The sequence below is a fragment of the Companilactobacillus sp. FL22-3 genome, from assembly GCF_054881455.1.
In genome coordinates this window covers 138,773-156,762 of sequence record NZ_JBTYYZ010000004.1, presented here as the reverse complement: position 1 = coordinate 156,762, position 17,990 = coordinate 138,773, and the positions used below count along the sequence as shown (strand labels likewise).

The 17,990-nt window shown below is 37.2% G+C and carries 17 protein-coding genes; 2 read left to right on the top strand and 15 right to left on the bottom strand.

The window, feature by feature from the left end; translation table 11 throughout:
- Window positions 1-261: 261 nt before the first annotated feature.
- The 14 genes from ACYT32_RS05275 to ACYT32_RS05210 form a co-directional block, all read right to left on the bottom strand.
- Entirely contained in the window at window positions 262-576 is a 315-nt protein-coding gene (locus ACYT32_RS05275) for a bacteriocin immunity protein (RefSeq protein WP_395264827.1), read from the bottom strand.
- Between the two features lie 697 nt (window positions 577-1,273).
- Window positions 1,274-2,401 carry a GGDEF domain-containing protein gene (locus ACYT32_RS05270; RefSeq protein ID WP_395264828.1) on the bottom strand — a complete coding sequence of 376 codons (1,128 nt, stop codon included), beginning with the start codon at window positions 2,399-2,401 and terminating at the stop codon, window positions 1,274-1,276.
- 184 nt (window positions 2,402-2,585) lie between these two features.
- Window positions 2,586-3,749, bottom strand: coding sequence for a GNAT family N-acetyltransferase (locus ACYT32_RS05265; protein WP_395264829.1), 1,164 nt, complete (start codon window positions 3,747-3,749; stop codon window positions 2,586-2,588).
- Window positions 3,750-3,802: 53 nt separating this feature from the next.
- Window positions 3,803-4,888 carry a DUF871 domain-containing protein gene (locus ACYT32_RS05260; RefSeq protein ID WP_395264830.1) on the bottom strand — a complete coding sequence of 362 codons (1,086 nt, stop codon included), beginning with the start codon at window positions 4,886-4,888 and terminating at the stop codon, window positions 3,803-3,805.
- Between the two features lie 20 nt (window positions 4,889-4,908).
- A complete protein-coding gene (gene celB / locus ACYT32_RS05255; RefSeq protein ID WP_395264831.1) occupies window positions 4,909-6,210 on the bottom strand; it encodes a PTS cellobiose transporter subunit IIC in 1,302 nt (433 codons plus the stop codon).
- 137 nt (window positions 6,211-6,347) lie between these two features.
- Entirely contained in the window at window positions 6,348-7,121 is a 774-nt protein-coding gene (locus ACYT32_RS05250; protein WP_395264832.1) for a MurR/RpiR family transcriptional regulator, read from the bottom strand.
- A 140-nt stretch (window positions 7,122-7,261) separates the two neighbouring features.
- Window positions 7,262-8,719 carry a 6-phospho-beta-glucosidase gene (locus ACYT32_RS05245; protein ID WP_395264833.1) on the bottom strand — a complete coding sequence of 486 codons (1,458 nt, stop codon included), beginning with the start codon at window positions 8,717-8,719 and terminating at the stop codon, window positions 7,262-7,264.
- 27 nt (window positions 8,720-8,746) lie between these two features.
- Window positions 8,747-10,192 (bottom strand): 6-phospho-beta-glucosidase, encoded by a 1,446-nt coding sequence (locus tag ACYT32_RS05240; protein ID WP_395264834.1) that lies wholly within the window; start codon window positions 10,190-10,192, stop codon window positions 8,747-8,749.
- A 5-nt stretch (window positions 10,193-10,197) separates the two neighbouring features.
- Window positions 10,198-10,533: a PTS lactose/cellobiose transporter subunit IIA gene (locus tag ACYT32_RS05235; RefSeq protein ID WP_395264835.1), complete on the bottom strand. Its 336-nt coding sequence runs from the start codon at window positions 10,531-10,533 to the stop codon at window positions 10,198-10,200.
- 93 nt (window positions 10,534-10,626) lie between these two features.
- Entirely contained in the window at window positions 10,627-10,935 is a 309-nt protein-coding gene (locus ACYT32_RS05230; RefSeq protein ID WP_395264836.1) for a PTS sugar transporter subunit IIB, read from the bottom strand.
- Window positions 10,936-11,117: 182 nt separating this feature from the next.
- On the bottom strand, window positions 11,118-11,927 hold the full coding sequence (locus ACYT32_RS05225) for a Cof-type HAD-IIB family hydrolase (protein ID WP_461793371.1): 810 nt from the start codon (window positions 11,925-11,927) through the stop codon (window positions 11,118-11,120).
- 93 nt (window positions 11,928-12,020) lie between these two features.
- Window positions 12,021-13,325 (bottom strand): 3-phosphoshikimate 1-carboxyvinyltransferase, encoded by a 1,305-nt coding sequence (aroA, locus tag ACYT32_RS05220; RefSeq protein ID WP_395264837.1) that lies wholly within the window; start codon window positions 13,323-13,325, stop codon window positions 12,021-12,023.
- A 156-nt stretch (window positions 13,326-13,481) separates the two neighbouring features.
- Window positions 13,482-14,819, bottom strand: a complete 1,338-nt coding sequence (locus ACYT32_RS05215; RefSeq protein ID WP_395265037.1) for a M20 family metallopeptidase — start codon at window positions 14,817-14,819, stop codon at window positions 13,482-13,484.
- A 30-nt stretch (window positions 14,820-14,849) separates the two neighbouring features.
- A complete protein-coding gene (locus ACYT32_RS05210; protein WP_395264838.1) occupies window positions 14,850-16,355 on the bottom strand; it encodes a YfcC family protein in 1,506 nt (501 codons plus the stop codon).
- A gap of 163 nt (window positions 16,356-16,518) precedes the next feature.
- Here ACYT32_RS05210 and ACYT32_RS05205 point away from each other — a divergent pair, with 163 nt between their 5' ends.
- Window positions 16,519-17,061, top strand: coding sequence for a hypothetical protein (locus ACYT32_RS05205; RefSeq protein ID WP_395264839.1), 543 nt, complete (start codon window positions 16,519-16,521; stop codon window positions 17,059-17,061).
- A gap of 38 nt (window positions 17,062-17,099) precedes the next feature.
- Here the strand turns inward: ACYT32_RS05205 and ACYT32_RS05200 are convergent, their stop codons facing one another.
- Entirely contained in the window at window positions 17,100-17,597 is a 498-nt protein-coding gene (locus tag ACYT32_RS05200) for an acyl-CoA thioesterase (RefSeq protein ID WP_395264841.1), read from the bottom strand.
- A gap of 119 nt (window positions 17,598-17,716) precedes the next feature.
- On the opposite strand from ACYT32_RS05200, the gene ACYT32_RS05195 reads away from it, so the two are divergent.
- Window positions 17,717-17,980: a hypothetical protein gene (locus ACYT32_RS05195; RefSeq protein WP_395264842.1), complete on the top strand. Its 264-nt coding sequence runs from the start codon at window positions 17,717-17,719 to the stop codon at window positions 17,978-17,980.
- Window positions 17,981-17,990 lie beyond the last annotated feature (10 nt).

The following is a 17,990-nucleotide window of genomic DNA, read 5'->3' as shown; positions in this document are numbered from 1 at the left end:
AACGGAATATCATATCTCAAAAAATCGATAAGTCTTACAACTCCACCCTTCGTGATGTCATTGGAATTAAAAATAAAAGAACCATACCAATTAAGGTATGACTCTTAGAAGTAGGTATCACCAACACGATTTGACTTAGAACCTTAAGTAATTGTAAAGCCCAAGGCTATTTATAAATTATTCAAATTCATGCTATATTTGTGATGTAACCATCGGTATTTAAACATTAAATATTTTTAATTGGAAAGCAAAAATTAAGTCTTAAAAAAACTGAATTCTTAAATCTCCCACACCAGTAGAGATCCACTTATAACTACCGGCCCGAGACAATTTGATTAGTTGAGTGTAATCAGCATTAAATTCAGCACTCAAATTCATCTTTTTATTACTTAAAACAAATAGGTTTATGCCATTAACCGTCTTAGCTGCTACTATTTGAGGAGCCATACCTTTATTAAGAGCTAAAGTGGCTTTCATTAGTACATCCAATATATCAGGATCATTGCTTCCCACTTTAACATTGTTATACATTGAATCTATTAGCCGAAACACTTCGTCTTTTGTATTATCTGTCATATAACCGCTCCCTCGGTTTTGATAGGATAGTCCTACTTTAAATTCGTTTATAGGTATTTGAGTTTACTAAACAAATTGTACATTGTATAAATAATTGTTAAAAGTCACTTTAAAAATAAATCATAACATTTAAAAGCATAAATAAAATAATTAATTTATTTTATAAATAAACTATAATAAAGTTAGAATTAATGATCTGAAGTGCACCCTCTGTATTGGAGACAATACCGAGGGTGTTTTTCTGTGGCTAAATATTCAAAAGAATTAAACCTTCAGGCAATTGAAATGTATAAATCTTGCATGGGCAGTACTACAATCTTCGCTCAACTCAAAATAGAGGTAATAACTTGGTTAGTAAAAAATAATACTTCGTTACCATAGACTGATAAGCACTTTAAAATTTCAAATGATGGAACAATTTGACAATGGAAGCTTAAATTTGATGTCAATGGTTCATCTAGTCCAGCTGACCGGAGAAGGCGAGCCCTAACGATGACTGACAATAAAAAGAAACCAACCAAAGACGCCAAGCTCAAACATGTCAGTTACGGTTTTAAAAATCTTGACCATTTTCTTAAGAGAATAAGACTTATTTGTACATAAAAAAGCATCCTGCGAGAGGATGCCTTTCATACAAAAACTATTCAATACGATTTGACAAGGAGCCGGTTTAACTTGAAACCGAAAAACGGAGTCCTTAGACGGCCGTTATCTGATGACGACCATTTTCTTTTGAATGATACAGATTTTTATCAACTCGTTTATAAAATTCATCGGTGCTTTTATCCTTATTATGCAAACTTGAAACACCGATAGAAACGGTAATTCTAATCTTTTTATCGTCATTTTCAATACTCATATTATTTAAAGTATCAAAAATTTCAGTCACAAGTGGTTTTGTCGAATTCAAATCATAACCCGGAAAAACAACGTTAAATTCCTCACCACCGGTTCGATACAATTTCACATTTGAATCATTCTCGTTTATGACTGTTTGAACGGCGGCAGCGGTTTTTTTCAGCACTTGATCACCTGCCAAGTGACCGTAAGAATCATTGACTTGTTTAAAATGATCGATATCAAACATCATCATCGATAAGTCTAAATTATTTTCTAAACTATGGTTAAATAGAATCTTTATATCAGAATTATATGCTGCATAGTTCTTTGACTTAGTTAAAGCATCGTGATTGGCAAAGTCCAACAAGTGACCCTTCAGCTTACTTTCACGGACTAACATGCGCACATAGCTATATAACAAGACTTCAAAGATAATTAAATAGCCCCACTCTTGTATGTAAACTATCGGTGAAAGGTGGAATTTTACGGCAACAAAGAACCACATTATGGCTCCACTAACGATACCAATTCCCATATAACTAATAAAAGAATCTGCATGAGCTGGCAAACGCTTGATAAAATTAAAAGCCCAATATGTCAAGATGAGACTGATCGCGTGACACCAAGATTCCCAATAACCAAAAGAACCATTAAAAAGCATATACACTAAGACAATCGGCAAAAATAAATAGATTGGAATTCTAATATTCAAAAAATAAGCACAGAATATTAAAGCAATAATGATGAAATTCATAAATTCCCAAGAGAACTTTTCTCCTACCAACGTCGATTGCATACTGAAGATAAAGATCAGCATATAAATAACTCCGAACCACGATCGCAAGGTTTCATCTTTGAAGTCAACTTGTTTTTCACGCAAGATGGTTTTCAGCCAATCAAAAACAACTTGATAAAGTGTAAAGACTCCTAGGATAAAAAAGATACTTGTAATTATTGGTGCTACTCGCCAAACACTCCAGGTCATCGACTTTGCCCCTTTCACTGTGAAGTATTCAAGATAATTACTCGTAGGCAAAGCTTACTCTTTTTATTATTATATACAATTAAAATAATAAATTACTTTTTTATAAAATTGTGAGTAAATAAATTATCATTGGAAACGAGAAATATTCCTTCTCATTTATTTTAACAAAATATTTTCTATTATATTAGAAGTAATCTATTAATTGTGGCTTATTTTTCACAAATATTTCATTCAGTTCAGCAAGCTTTTTCTGATCACCTGACACTGCCCCAGACTCAAACAGTGAATTCAGACTCCGATAGCCAAACATTGCCTTAGTCAAATTCTGAATCGTTAGCTCTAGTTGAGGGGTATGGTCGTCAGCAATTTTCAATTTAACAATGCCATCTTCAATCGCCAAACACCAAGTGTGGTTATTCCAAGCCAAAGTATCGTTGACCTTAAGATAAGTTTTAGCTAAGGTTGTTTTTTGAACAGGATAGCGTTGCAAGAAATCTGACAAATCAACTATTCGAGCCATCATATATGGTTGCACTTCTACTTTAGCTAAACCTGGTTCTTCTAATAAGTCAGCTTTTAAGTTGGGATCGGCGGATTCATAAACAAACTTTCGAAAAATAGATTGATGGCTAACGATAAAGCGACTCAATAACTTTCGGCTCAAATCAGTTAAGTTCTTCCATTCATGAATATAGAAAGTTTCCCCTTCGCTATAGTAGATCAAATAGCCAATTATCTCATCGTGATCATCAAAAGCTGTAGCAATTTGATAATCTTGATGTTTATCCAGCATGTGATCCCACCACCATTGCGGACGGATTACTCCCCCGAGTTCATTATCGCTCTGATAAATCGCCCTGATTTTTGGATTCATGTCCTTAATCTTGTCACGCATTACATAGCCGGCAGTTGAGTTCTTGATGCGAGGTAAATTGTAATTGTCCAGTGAAATAACTGTATGATCAAAAACTTGTTCGTAACCAAAGCGACGATAATAACGATAAGAAAATGGGGCCAGATATGACAATGTCACCTGATTCTCATGCATATCATTTAACGCCGCATTCAACAACGAACTAGCACCTCCGTGACCACCAAATTCTGGCGCACTCATCACATCCCCAATGCCATTCATCTTGTAATCGACGCCATGAAAGTTAACTTCAAATGGAATACTGAATAGTCCACTGCCAAGTTTTTGACGATTCATCAGGCCATACACTAAAGAGTGGTCAAAGCGTTCTTTGAAGACCTGCTTACGGTGGAGTGAATCTTCACGGTTAAAGGAATACAAGTACAGATTATAAAAAACATCGAATTTATCTTCGGAAAGTAAATATTTATTCATATTTTGCTCCTTATAAAAAAATACTATTCAATTGAGAATAGTATTTCTTTATTTTATTCTGCTAATTTGAAACTACTCCATGGTTCCAGATAATTCAACAAGAATGCCTCTTTCTCATCCAAATGTCCGACCACGTTACGACGTCCATCATTCTTGATATCACGAAGTGCAATTTGCGTTTCGCCTTTATATTGACCGTAATTCTCATTCACAATAATGATATCGCCACGTTTGATATCGTTGGTATCATGAGCTGGGAAATCGCCATCTTTATAAACGACTCGTGTCATCGTACTACGAAGCAAGTAATCAGAAGCATCGCCACGATAAATATGAGTAGTTTTTAAAATAACTTCTTTTTCTAGATCAGTTGTATCAGCCGAGAAATTAACTTTCAAGGTTGGATAAGGAGCAAAGAAAGCTTCTGCAGCTTCTTTTAACTCTTCATCGGAAGCGTAAGTATTGCCAATCAAAATATCATCAACGGCATCGCTCATCAACAAGTGTTTTACTTGAGTAGCAATTGGAAGATCACGATCATCTTCTAGTGTTGGTAGTCCATCTTGAACTGGCCAAGGACCAAAAGTTGCTTGATGTGAACTGACAAAAGCGGCTGAATGAATATTGCGTTGCTTGAAGAAGTTCGACCACTTGATAAAGAAGTCTTCACCGAGACCAGTGAAACGTTGTGGATAAAAGTTATGACAACCGAGTAAATTATCGGTATTGGGATGATAAGAAATAATATTGTCCAAGTAATGAGTACCTGAACTCATATTGATCTCAATTTTCAAACCATAAGGATTATGAGTCATTTTAGCTTCTTCCATACCAGAAAAGCCCTCATCTAATCTGATACCATAAGCTCCCAGTTCGTGGAAAAATGATAAATCATCATAACTAATATCCAATTCTTTAAATAAACGAGGATTCATATCAACAATTGTCACGAAACCTAATTGGTTTCCATAAGCAATTGTTTCTTTGAAACGACGAATCGTTTTGTCTTGATCTTCACCCAATTCCAGCAATGAAGCAAAGATCCGCGAATAACCTAGTTTATGTGCTGTCTCAAGATACTTCTTATCCTCAGCAAAAGTTGAATGTTCTGGATATAATGACAATCCCAGTCTTCTCAAAACACGACCTCCAAAAAGTTTTATTTAGCAGTTTCTGTTTGACCTAATTCTTCAGCCAACTTGTCTTTATCCATTGACTTGAAGAAGTAGAAGTAAATTAATGTATCAAGAACAATGTTGATAATTTGCAATACCGCACCTGAAATATGACCAGTTGCAATAAATCCTGACAAGATTGGTGGAGTTGTCCAAGGAATATAAACACCCATTGGTCTTGCCACTAAATTAGTAGCCATAGCGATATATGTTGTTAGTACGTTTACAAGTGGTGTCAAAATAAATGGAACTGCCATCTTGTAGTTCATAACAATAGGTAATCCAAAGACGATTGGTTCATTGATGTTGAACAGTGCAGGACCGGCAACCAATTTACCTAAAGTCTTAAGTTCCTTACTCTTTGCGGCAAAGGCTAGAAGCATTGCCAAACCGATTGTAGCACCGGAACCACCCATGTGGACGAAGTTATCGAAGAATGAAGTTGTAACGATGTTTGGTAAAGCTTTACCAGCTGTAAAGGCAGCGTGGTTTTGGTTCAAAGCTGTTAACCAGATAGGCATCATAACACCTGAAACAACGTTGGCTCCGTGAATACCGAATAACCATAGGAATGAAACCAGGAATTCAGCAACTAAGGCACCTGGTAAGGTATTGCTCAAGTGACCTAATGGATCAGCCAAGAAGAAGGAAATGATATTTGGAATACTTTGCATTGGTGTTGCTTCAACACCTAAACGAATTACCCAAACAAGAAGTAAAATAATTAAACCTGGGAACAAAGCAGCAAATGAGTTACTTACTGCTGGTGGAACTGTGTCTGGCATCTTAATAGTCCAATTCTTGTGAACCATCCAAACATAGAAGTCAGTAATAAATAGACCGACAATAATAGCTGTAAATAGGCCAGCTGAATCAAATTGTGTCAATGGAATCCACAAAGCTCCAGCTTTATCTGTCTTCAATGGAATCGTTAGGACAAAAGCACCTAATGAAACAATTGCAGCAGAGATAGGATCAACCTTATAACTCTTTGCCAAGTTATAAGAAATACCGATAACCGCGATCAGACCCATAATATGGAATGAGGCGTTAGTTGGATATTGTAATACCGTAGCCCAATTCTTACCAAAGATACTAGCCATAAAATCTAGATAGGCTTGAATTGGGAATTGTGCGATGATCATGAAGATTGAACCAATGATAATCATTGGAACAGCTAAAGTCATACCATCACGTAATGCAATCAAATGACGTGAAGAAGCAAGTTTGCCCGCAATAGGAATAAGTTTATCTTGGACGAAACTGCCGGATTTCTTTTCAGCCATATGCAAAACCCCCTCAAATAAAATTTGTTACATAGCAGAAACACCAATCTGCTTACAAATTCAATTGTAACCCTTTTCATTATTTTGTATATGCTTTTAAAAGTAAAATAATAAGTTTTAAACTAAAAAACATGTTACTAATCCGTAACATGTTCCGTGAAGTGATTTTCGCTATGGTCTACCATCTTATGGTAAGCACAATTTGAGATTTGTTCCAGCGTGTAAACAATTGGAACTTGAGTTGTCACATTGATATGCCCTTTACGATTCTGTGGTGTGTCATAAGAGATTGAAAAGTCAGTGATCTGATTTAAAACTGAATATGAATTAGCTGTTAAGGCAATCGTCTGCGCCCCATTCTTCCGATAATACCGGGCTTGAGCTAAGACTTCATCGGTTTCACCAGAGACAGAAACGAGGATCAATAAAGTCTTAGAGAAGTCACGATTGGAAAATGGTTCCGGTTGAAATGGATCAATGATGGGCAAGGAGTACACACCATAGCTGGATAAAATACTGGCGCCATATTGAGCGATCCGACCGCTGTTACCTACTCCAAAAAACAACACTAAGTCAGAGGCATTGATCATATCGGCTGCTTGATTGATTTTATTATCAAACGGTTCTTCATCTGCCACCAGCTGAAAAAAGTTCTTAATCGGTTCCATACTAGGATCTTGTTGTGATTTAGTAGGTTGCTTCAGGCTTTGTTTCAAGGCAAACTTGAATTCAGAAAAGCCGCTATAATCCATCTTTTTAAGAAACCTCAAAATTGTCGTAGTCGAAACATGAGCGGCATCTGCCATCTCACGAATCGTCATATTTTGAACTTCTTTAGTATGCCCGATGATATATTTATAGACGATCAACTCTAAACGATTCAATTCATGAACCTTCTGATAGGGAAACATAATCTCTTTCCTCCTTTCAAATTGGTCTATGTCATTTTTAGTAAAGATAATTATATTATACATGTAACAAATTACATTTGCATTGAAACAAAGAAGCTGAGACAAACAATTTGGTTTTGTCTCAGCTTCTTTTAGTTGATTCAGTCTAGTTGTGATCCATTGGAACGGATTACCTTCTGATACCAGTAGAATGAATCCTTCTTTGAGCGCGCTAACGTACCATTGCCGTCATCATCTTTATCAACATAAATGAAGCCGTAACGTTTGGACATTTGACCAGTTCCAGCTGAAACTAGGTCAATACAACCCCAAGGCGTGTAGCCTAACAGATCAACACCATCTTCGTTAACAGCTTTTATCATCTGTTCAATATGAGCTCTGAGATAGTCGATCCGATAGTCATCATGAATACTACCATCAGCTTCAACTTTATCATAAGCTCCGAACCCATTTTCAACAATCATTACTGGCTTGTGATAGTGTTCTGTCAACCAATTCATCGAATAACGTAAGCCAATTGGGTCAACTGGCCAACCCCAGTCGTTATATTTCAGATTAGGATTTTTGACTGTTTCACGATCACCAATGAATTTGAAATCAGGATTATCATCGCTATATTTAACCGTCATCGAATTATAGTAACTAAAACCGATATAATCAACGGTTCCTTCACGCAAAACTACTCGATCTTCTGCGGTAATATCTGGTCTGAAATTATGTGCTTTGAAATAAGCTTCCATTCCAACTGGATATTCGCCTAATGCTTGGACATCAGCCCACCAGTAACGTCTCTGCATGGCCTTTTCAGCCAAAAGGATATCTTTTGGATCTGAAGATGCTGGATAAACTGGAGTAAAGTTAACCATATTGCCAATTTCAAAATTAGGATTGATTTTATGACCAATCTTAACAGCCAAGGCACTAGCAACGACTTCATAATGTGAAGCTTGATACATCAATGCTTCACGTTCTTCTTCAGTCTCATTGCCATCAAATAATAAACCAGAATCAGTTGCGACCATAAAGTCATTGGTAAAAGTAGTTTGATTATTGATTTCGTTAAAAGTCATCCAATACTTAACTTTATCCTTGTAACGTTTAAAGCAAACTGTGGCAAATTTAACAAAGAAGTCGATCACTTTTCGATTTCTCCAGCCACCATAAGCTTCTGCCAAATGATATGGCATTTCAAAATGCGACAAGGTTATTACTGGTTCGATACCATACTTCAAACACTCGTCAAACAAATCATCATAAAACTTTAAACCAGCTTCATTTGGCTGTTCTTCATCCCCATTAGGGAAAATTCTCGTCCAAGCAATAGAAGTTCTAAAACACTTGAAGCCCATTTCCGCAAACAATTTAATATCGCCTTTATATTGGTGATAAAAGTCAATTGCTGTATGGTTGGGATAATTTTTCCCTGGAATAATACCTTTTGTTATCTCACGTGGTTTTTGGTATGCACCCGCAGTCATAATATCTGAGACGCTGACTCCTTTTCCATCAACGTCAAAAGCTCCCTCAAGCTGATTAGCCGCTACGGCACCTCCCCACAAGAAATCTTTTCTTAAACCACTTTTTGTCGTTTCAGTCATATAAAAATTCCTCTCCTTTTATATGTCTTATTCGTCGATATCCTCTCCATTTGAGGCGATTACTTTTTGATACCAATTGAAAGAATCTTTCTTATAACGTTTGAGACTACCGTGACCCTCATCATCTTGGTCAACGTAAATCATCCCATAACGTTTCTTCATTTCACCGGTACTTGCTGAAATCAAATCAATATGACCCCAAGGCGTGTAACCGATCAAATCAACGCCATCTTCTTTGACAGCTTTTTCCATTTGTAAAATATGATCGTGGAAATATGAAATCCGATATGAATCGTGGATCGTACCGTCATCTTCCAGCTTGTCATAGGCACCAAAACCATTCTCAACAATAAAGAGTGGCTTGTGCCAACGAGTTGTCATCCAATTCATGGCGTAACGTAGACCAACGGGATCAATTTGCCAACCCCAGTCAGATTTTTCAACATGCGGATTGGAAACTAAATCTTCGGCTTCATCATAGTCAAAGTGAGTCTCACCTGCATGTGCTTTAGTCGTAAATGACATGTAATAACTAAAGCCAACATAGTCAACAGTTCCCGCCTTAATTGCTGCCAAATCAGCGGCAGTAATATCGAGATCATACCCTTTCCGAGCCCAATACTTCTCGATCCATTCTGGATAAAAGCCTAAGGCTTGAACGTCGCCAAAGTAATAGCGATATTGCATGGCCCGTTCTGCTTTCATAATATCTTCTGGCTTAGAAGTCAAAGGATAAACGGGACACATCGCAATCATTGAGCCAACTTGGAGCTTAGGATTGATCTTATGAGCCATTTGAACTGCATGCGCACTGGCAACAAACTCGTAATGAGCAGCTTGGAACATTTCTTTTTCCCAGTTGTCATCAGGCCCTAACTCTAATCCTGAATCTTGGAGCAAGGGATGTGGATCTTTCCAATTTGTTTGATTGTTGATCTCATTAAAAGTCATCCAATACTTAACTTTATGTTGATAACGCTTGAAAACAACTTCCGCAAACCGATCGAAGAATTCAATCATCTTACGATTCTTCCAACCGCCATACTCCTTTACAAGATGATATGGAATCTCGAAATGTGACAATGTGATGACCGGCTGAATCCCATATTTGAGACATTCATCGAACAAATCATCATAGAATTTCAATCCCGCTTCATTAGGTTGTTCTTCATCACCATTGGGAAAAATTCTCGTCCAAGCGATGGAAGTTCTAAAACACTTCAATCCCAATTCAGCAAATAATTTAATATCTTCTGGATACTTGTGATAGAAATCATTTCCCCAATGATTAGGATAAATTTCTCCCGGTTTAACGCCATCAGTCACTCGACGAGCAACTCCATGAGCGCCAGCTGTCATGACATCGGCAATGGAAACTCCTTTGCCATCTTCATTCCAAGCACCTTCTAATTGATGAGCTGCAACAGCACCACCCCAAAGAAAACCTTCAGGCATTTGAATTCCTTCACTCATTGAAATTATTTCCCTTCTTTATCTAGTCTCTTGTACAAATCTACAATTTCTCCAGCCAAGTCTCTAAAGGTAATGGCATTCATAATATGATCTTGAGAGTGAACCATCAATAGAGTTACTTTGGCATGATCGCCGTTAGCCTCTTTGGTCAACATATCAGTTTGTGAGTTGTGGGCATCGACTAAGAATTTGTCAGCTTCTTTTAATTTTTGATCAGCAACAGTAAAGTGTCCTTTTTTAGCTTCATTGATTGCTTCAAAGGATGAACTCTTAGCGTTACCACCGTTAATAATCAATCCCATTACTGTTTCTAGTTGTTCATCATGTTGTTCTTCAGCCATTTTTAAAACTCCTCATTTTTTAATTAAGCGCTTACTTTTATTTAAAACAATTAAAGGGGCGCATTTGCACCCCTTTTGTGTGTATTATCTTGATTAATCGATCAGCTTAACAGCTTCTCTTAGCACCTTTTCACCATTCATCATACCGTAATCTTGCATATTGATTACTTCAACAGGAATGCTCAACTTTTGTTTGAATTGACCTTCAAGATATCTAACTTGAGGTCCAAGCATTAGAACATCAGGATGTTTTTCATCTAATTTTGCATCTGCATCTGCAGCAGCAGTAGCAAAGATTTCTGCATCGATTCCGTCGCTTTCAGCAGCTTTTTGCATTTTTGAAACAAGTAGACTTGTTGACATACCAGCAGCACATACTAGCATAATTGTTTTTTCAGCCATAATTTAGTACCCCTTCTATAGTAAAATATGTATTTGTTTTTTTCTTAAAACGTTTACTAAAAACGCTTTCATAGAACACTTTGATTGTATAACTTCTTTTAATTTTTATCAAGATGTTTTTATCGAAAAACAAAATACACGATAAAAAAATAGCCCCAATCTAATTTCGACTGGAACTACTCTTAATCAAATTCATTTTTCAAAGCACGATTGATGATCTTGGCCACTCCGTTTTGATTGTTGCTATCAGTGACTTTCCAAGCAACATCTTTAACACTTTCAACAGCATTTCCCATGGCTACACCATAGCCAACTTCTTTGATCATATCCAAATCATTCCCATAATCGCCAAAACACATGAAATTCGTCATCGGAATGCCGATCAATTCTGAAACATGTTGCAAGGCTGACAATTTTGTTACATCCTGTCCGTTGATCTCAAAATAATACTTACCAGAACGGCTGATCGTTATAGGCAGTGAAGTGAATGATTCTAGTCGTTTTTGCAATTCAGCAAGCCTGTTGGGAGGACAACTAAAAGAGACTTTGTAAATATCAAAGTCACTTCGTGCGTTCAACTTTTCTAAATCGTTGATCGAATGCGCTTTAAAATGGTGGCGATTCATCCCCTCGAAATACGTCGTCCAACTGTGTTTAGAATCATAAATGTAAATGTCGTTGAGTCCATCTAAAACAACCTTGAAATCGGTAAATTCGGACCGTTTTAAAATTTCAGCAATAACCTTTTGCTCGAGCGGCCGATTCAATAATACTTGTCCTTCTGGATCAACTACCACTGCTCCATTTAAGACTACTTTAAAGCCTGCGACCTTTAGATCTTTTTCAAAAAATTTATTGACTGAATGCAATGTTCGACCAGAGCAAATGGCAAACTTTTTCCCCGCTTGGACTGCTTCCCTGATTGCCGCAACATTCTGGGATGATATTTTGCTGTAACTATTTAAGAGTGTTCCATCTAAATCTGTCCCGATAAAATCAATTATTAATTCAGTAACCCCTTACATTGAAACGATTTACAACAATCATACGACACTACTCCAAAAAAAAGAAGTCCTTTGTTACGATTACTTCGCAACAAGAACTTTATTTAAGTCGGAAATGAATCCAGGATACGATATATCGATTGCTTCAATATTTTTAATTTTGAAGGGGCTGTCCGTCAAAATTGAGGCAATGCACAACATCATCGCTATTCGGTGATCATTATGACTGTCGACATCATCCTTGACCTTGATCTCTTGATTACCCGCTATGACGATTGAATCTTGATGAACTTCCATGACAATACCTAATTTTGCTAACTCCGTCCGCATATTACGAAGCCGATCATCAATTTGTAAATAAACATCGTGAATTCCTTCAATTACGGTTTTCCCATCTGCTTGCGAAGCAATCAGTGCAATTAAAGGAATTTCGTCGATAATGAATGGCACCTCTTCAGCAGTGACTGTGGTACCGTGTAGTTTCTGCGACTTTACAACTAAATCTCCAAAGGGCTCGACTGCATCGATCGATTGATTCTTAACTCCGATTTGAGCACCCATCTGCTTAACGACCCGTAAAAGTCCAATTCTGGTCGAGTTGAGGCTGACCTTTGGTAAGACCATTTGACTACCTTCAGACAATAAGGTGCCTGCAACATACAGAGCGGCAGAAGAAAAATCTCCCGGAATCGTGATACTCTGACCCAATAGATTTGTCTCAAGTGGATTTATTTTGATGATATCCGGTGTCACCTCGATGTTGGCACCAAAATAGTTGGCCATGACTTCGGTGTGATTTCTTGTTGGCAACTTGCGAATAATTTCCGTAGGACTTTGAGCGTATAGACCAGCCATAATCAAACTGCTCTTAATTTGTGCATTTGAAATATCCTGTTGATAAGTAATGCCCTCTAGACTTTGACTACCAGTTATTTGAAGCGGTAACGCATTTTCAGAGCTTTGTTGAAGGTTAACTCCCATCTTCGCCAAAAGCTCTAGTAAGTGATCCATCGGACTCTGACTCAAATATTTGCCACCGATAATTTTGTACTGATTAGGCACACTTGCCAAGACTCCGAGTAATAAACTTCGCATTGTGCCCACATTCTCAACATTAAGTGGTTCTGAAACGGGCTGAAATTGATGCTTCATTCCTTTGATGATCATATCTTTATTACTGATCTCGGAATGAATCTTAGCACCCAATTGTTTAAAGATCCTAGTGGTTACCGTTAAATCATCAGCGTACATGAAGTTGCTGATTTGGGTCACGCCGTCAGCTAAAGAGCCAAACATAATGGCTCGATGAGCGATACTTTTGTCACCTGGGACCGTAATTTCTCCTTGAAACTTAAATTTTTGCGCTTGCGTATTAAAATCAAACATAATCTTACACCTCAATATTTAACAAGCTTTTTCATAAAGAATTAAATATACTCTCATTATTTTCCTACTGTTACGCTACCTAATTTTTGAATATAAAACAAACTTTTAGTCTTAGAAAGGCAAAAAAAATAAGGCTTCTGCCTTATCTTTCAAAAATTATTCAACGCATAATCTATAAATTGCTTCGGCAAAGATTTCCATTGCTTTTCTCATGTCCGCTTTGCTCCATCTTTCATTAGCTTGATGCATATAATTCGGAGTAGTTGGGAACATGGCACCAAAGGCCACGCAATTATTCATGGTTCTAGCAAAGGTTGCTCCACCAGAAATGGCAGGTTGCGACTTTGTATCACCAGTGAGGTCTTGATAAGTTGACATCAAGGTCTTAACTAATTTGCTATCAGTTGGCACGTATAATGGTGCAACGTAGTCGAAGTTTTCATACTTCAAATCAAATTTAGCTACAGCATCTGAAACTTGTTGAATCAACTGGTCATGATCGATTTTAACTGGAATCCGTAGATCAATTTGCATCTTAGATTCTGTTGGTGTGATTTTCAGACTGGAAATATTAAAGGTCAATTGTCCTGAAACATCATCAGAAACGTCGCCTAATAAGTTTTTAGCATGTGCCTCTTCACCAAAAGCCTTCAAAAATTGCAAGACTTTAACATCAGGGAAAACGTCAGCCAAAGCAATACCTAATCTAACCACAGCATTAACTCCGTTTGGAGCTTCCATTGCGTGAACTGATTTACCATGAACTTCGATTCCATCAGCTGTTTTGTCTGCGGCAAAATTATGTTTCTCTAAGGCAGCCATTACTTCATCTTGTTTAGGACCATTGTAAACTGCTTTACCAGGAACAGCATTGAAGGCATTCTCCAAATCCAATTGCAATTCATCTGAACCAGGTCCAACTAGATATGATTGCTGTAAACCTTTTTCGGCATAAATTAATGGGAAGTCAGCATCTGGGGCAATACCTAGATCAATTGGATCTTCAATCTTGTTATATTCAGCCAAACATCTCCAAAGGATCTCTTCATCAGTCCCGAAGATCAAACGGATCTTTTTATTGAACTTATAGCCTTTATCTAAAATGGACTTGATCGCATAAATAGCACTGAGAGTTGGTCCTTTGTCATCTTGAACGCCACGACCATAAAGCACGTCATCTTTGATTGTTAACTTATAAGGTTCAACATCCCATGCTTCCAAATTACCAGCTGGTACTTCATCCAAATGGCAAACGACACCAAAAGTCTCATCGCCTTCACCGATATCAGCATAGCCGTAATAACCATCTGGATTCTCGTGAGTCTTGAAACCAAGGTTATCCAATAAACTCATCATTTCATCGAGTGCTTTCTTTGGCCCCTTACCAAAAGGTGCCTTTTCTTCAGCTGGTTCGTTGAAAGAGGCGATTCCAACCATTTTACCCAAATCTTTGATTGCTGCTTCCTGAATCTGATCTGTAATAAATTGTTCCATCATTAAACCCCCAGAATTATTTTTTTATAACTATTTGAACATCGAACAAATAACTAAGAACACCGCAATGACCACGAACAAAATTGCCACAAGTTTCCACATGTACTTCCACCATTTAACGATATCAACATGTCCAATGGCTAAGGCACCCATAACGATACCAGAAGTTGGTGTGATCAAGTTAACTAGTCCTGAAGCTGATTGATAAGCGGTAATAACTAATGAACCATCAACCCCTGAGAACTTACCTAATGGACCCATGATTCCCATCGTAGCAGCGGCAAGGCCGGATGTTGAAGGAATCAAGAATGACATTGGAATATAGAAGATGTATGTCAAAACAATGAAGACACCAGCGGAAAGATTTTGCAATCCAGTTTCACCAGCATGCAAGACTGTAGCAGTGATGTAACCATTGTTCATAACCACTTGGATACCACGAGCAACGGCAACGATGATCGCAACGCTTAAGAATTCGGTCATACCATTCAAGAATGCATTGATATATTCGGATTCTTTCATTCCAAAGACAAACATGATAATTACTGACATCATAAAGAACAAAGTTGTGATTTCTGTAAAGTACCAAGTACCTAATGGCGCAATGTCTTGACCAACCAAGGCACCCAAGAATGGAATATGTGTTAACCACTTTGTAAAACTTTCAAAGAATGTCCACTTAGGATTTAAACTTGTCCAAGGAATCAAACTGATGATCATAATGACAAAAGTTAAAGCAAATAACCACAAGACGCTCTTTTGCTTCTTAGTTAATTTTTCACCAATTGAGCGTTCTTCCATATTAAATTCTTCCAGATCCTTTTGACGACGCTCAAAAACATATGATTGTGATGGATCCTTCTTAATTTTTTCAGCATAGTGCATTACATAAACGATACTAATCACAGTTACGATAATTAACAAAATAAACCGTGGAATCAATCCATCACCAGGTGAGATATTCATCGTTTGTGATGCAACACCTGTCGCAAATGGATTTACTGTTGAAGCTAGACATCCAACTTGTGAACCGATCAAGGCTAACGAAATAGCGGTAATCGAGTCATAACCAACACTGATCATAACTGGAATCAAAATTGGATAGAAAGCAATCGTTTCTTCACCCATACCATAAGTTGAACCACCGATTGCGAATAAGGTCATTAAAATGGGAATAAGAGCTTTTTCCTTACCTTCGTACTTACGAACTGTGGCGCTGATCCCGTCATCCAAAGCTTTAGTCTTATTGACGACCCCTAAGAAACCACCAATAACTAAAATGAATAGGGAAACTGAAATTGAACCTTCAGTCGTATCAGTACCAACCATACCATTGATTGGAGCTAAGAAAACATCCCAAATACCCTGAGGACTGCTTGTTCGGGCTTTGTACGTTCCTGCAATAATATTTCCCGCTTTAGAAGTGGCATACTCGCCCGCGGGTATAATCCATGTCAAAACTGCTACCAGGATTATCAAGAAGAACAAAATTGTATAAGCTGATGGCATTTGCCACTTTTTTACCTTTTTTTCCATAATCAACCCTCCTACTTTATAATATAGTTTCAGGATATACGATAAAATAAACTATTACAATGCTTTCCAAAGAAATATTGATAAATAAATTCCTTTGTATAGCGGTTGTGTAACCGCTTACGGAATATTACAATGGAGTTAGCATTAAGAAGGAGCCTTGAATATGACCACTACAATTGAATTTGGCAAAAGAATCAATAAACGTCCAATTATTGTAAGTTTTTTAGTCAGTTTTTTGGCTGGAGCACTTGGTTTATTGGTAAATCTCAACTTGGGAATTAGCTTATTTTTACTATGTCTATTTCTATTACTTTTCGTTTACTACCCCATTAATCTACCTAAATTATTCTCGCATTGGCAACTTGAAAAACACGGTATTTCATACTACAAAATGGATAATTACCTCGATAAATTAAAGATGATTTTTCTTCCCCAGCAAGCGGATTTTCAATTCATTAGTTATTCACAAATAAAGGCTTTTTCAATACAAGAGGAAGCTCAAAACTACACTTTAAAAAATATCTTGACGATCAAACCAGCTAAGCAATCACCTTTTCCTTGGTTAAGAAAGCCATTCTTCTTGGAATTAGAATTAAATCATGCTACAACCAAGCTGGATCTCTCATATGACCAATTACACGATCCTAAAAACACGATGTTCAAAGTCAGCAATGCTTTAGACTTTTTATCAAAACATATCGATTAAAAAAAGAGTGACAACTCACAATTGAGTTCACTCTTATTTTAATCAAGTTCTAAATGACCTAAAAATTGATCTTTTTGCGTTAAATATGCTTGTCTCGACTGCAAACGTTCTTCAAAACCGGCACAGAGATACTTTTCTTCTTCGGTTTCCGGAACTAAAGTGGGCAATTCAATTTGAGTAGCGGAACGCAAGACTACCATTGTACAAAATCCGGTAAAAGCAATTTCTTTGATATTTGTTTTCAGATCATGACTGATGACCTTGGTAAAGACTTCGACTTGTCGACCCTTTATTCCGGTAACCACTGACTCGATTCGCATATACTTGTCAGTGGTGATTGGGCGCCAAAAATTAAGATGGTCATATCCTGCTGTAGCCACTTTGCCACGGACAACTTTGAAACTGGCTAGGCCAGCATTTTCATCTAGAAGACAGAGCGTCTTACCGCCAAATAATGTCTGTTTATCGTTTAAATCACCATCAAAGACTACTCGTTCACTGATAGTTTTAGTTTGTTGACATGTAATTTGTTTCATAATCTACCTCGCTTTTTTTATTGTAACGTGAGAATAAGCGATTGAAAACTTTTTTTATAAACGACTTTCAGACTAAAAAGTATTATATGATTAAGTTAGAAAAACTCTGGAGGAAAATTATGGCTTTTCAACTGTGGTATACCAACTACTTTATTGATTTCAAATCTGATCAAACGACTGATCCAAAAAATATTTCCGGAATTGAAACTATCGGCGACGTTTCTGCTAATGGCGATTTTTCAGCGTGGCACGTTAAATCACAATTAGCTGAAAATGACTTCAAAAGACATCTGAAAGATCTCTTAGCTGATCAAACGACGATCGACCCGGACACGATCACTATTACTAAAGGAATTAACGGTGGTCCACTTTCGATGCTCTAACATTTAGGCA

Bases quoted from the DNA above. Each gene is read 5' to 3' on its own strand.
- ACYT32_RS05275 (WP_395264827.1), bottom strand. From the start codon at position 576: ATGACAGATAATACAAAAGACGAAGTGTTTCGGCTAATAGATTCAATG.
- ACYT32_RS05270 (WP_395264828.1), bottom strand. From the start codon at position 2,401: ATGACCTGGAGTGTTTGGCGAGTAGCACCAATAATTACAAGTATCTTT.
- ACYT32_RS05265 (WP_395264829.1), bottom strand. From the start codon at position 3,749: ATGAATAAATATTTACTTTCCGAAGATAAATTCGATGTTTTTTATAAT.
- celB (WP_395264831.1), bottom strand. From the start codon at position 6,210: ATGGCTGAAAAGAAATCCGGCAGTTTCGTCCAAGATAAACTTATTCCT.
- ACYT32_RS05250 (WP_395264832.1), bottom strand. From the start codon at position 7,121: ATGTTTCCCTATCAGAAGGTTCATGAATTGAATCGTTTAGAGTTGATC.
- ACYT32_RS05245 (WP_395264833.1), bottom strand. From the start codon at position 8,719: ATGACTGAAACGACAAAAAGTGGTTTAAGAAAAGATTTCTTGTGGGGA.
- ACYT32_RS05240 (WP_395264834.1), bottom strand. From the start codon at position 10,192: ATGAGTGAAGGAATTCAAATGCCTGAAGGTTTTCTTTGGGGTGGTGCT.
- ACYT32_RS05235 (WP_395264835.1), bottom strand. From the start codon at position 10,533: ATGGCTGAAGAACAACATGATGAACAACTAGAAACAGTAATGGGATTG.
- ACYT32_RS05230 (WP_395264836.1), bottom strand. From the start codon at position 10,935: ATGGCTGAAAAAACAATTATGCTAGTATGTGCTGCTGGTATGTCAACA.
- aroA (WP_395264837.1), bottom strand. From the start codon at position 13,325: ATGTTTGATTTTAATACGCAAGCGCAAAAATTTAAGTTTCAAGGAGAA.
- ACYT32_RS05215 (WP_395265037.1), bottom strand. From the start codon at position 14,819: ATGGAACAATTTATTACAGATCAGATTCAGGAAGCAGCAATCAAAGAT.
- ACYT32_RS05210 (WP_395264838.1), bottom strand. From the start codon at position 16,355: ATGGAAAAAAAGGTAAAAAAGTGGCAAATGCCATCAGCTTATACAATT.
- ACYT32_RS05205 (WP_395264839.1), top strand. From the start codon at position 16,519: ATGACCACTACAATTGAATTTGGCAAAAGAATCAATAAACGTCCAATT.
- ACYT32_RS05200 (WP_395264841.1), bottom strand. From the start codon at position 17,597: ATGAAACAAATTACATGTCAACAAACTAAAACTATCAGTGAACGAGTA.
- ACYT32_RS05195 (WP_395264842.1), top strand. From the start codon at position 17,717: ATGGCTTTTCAACTGTGGTATACCAACTACTTTATTGATTTCAAATCT.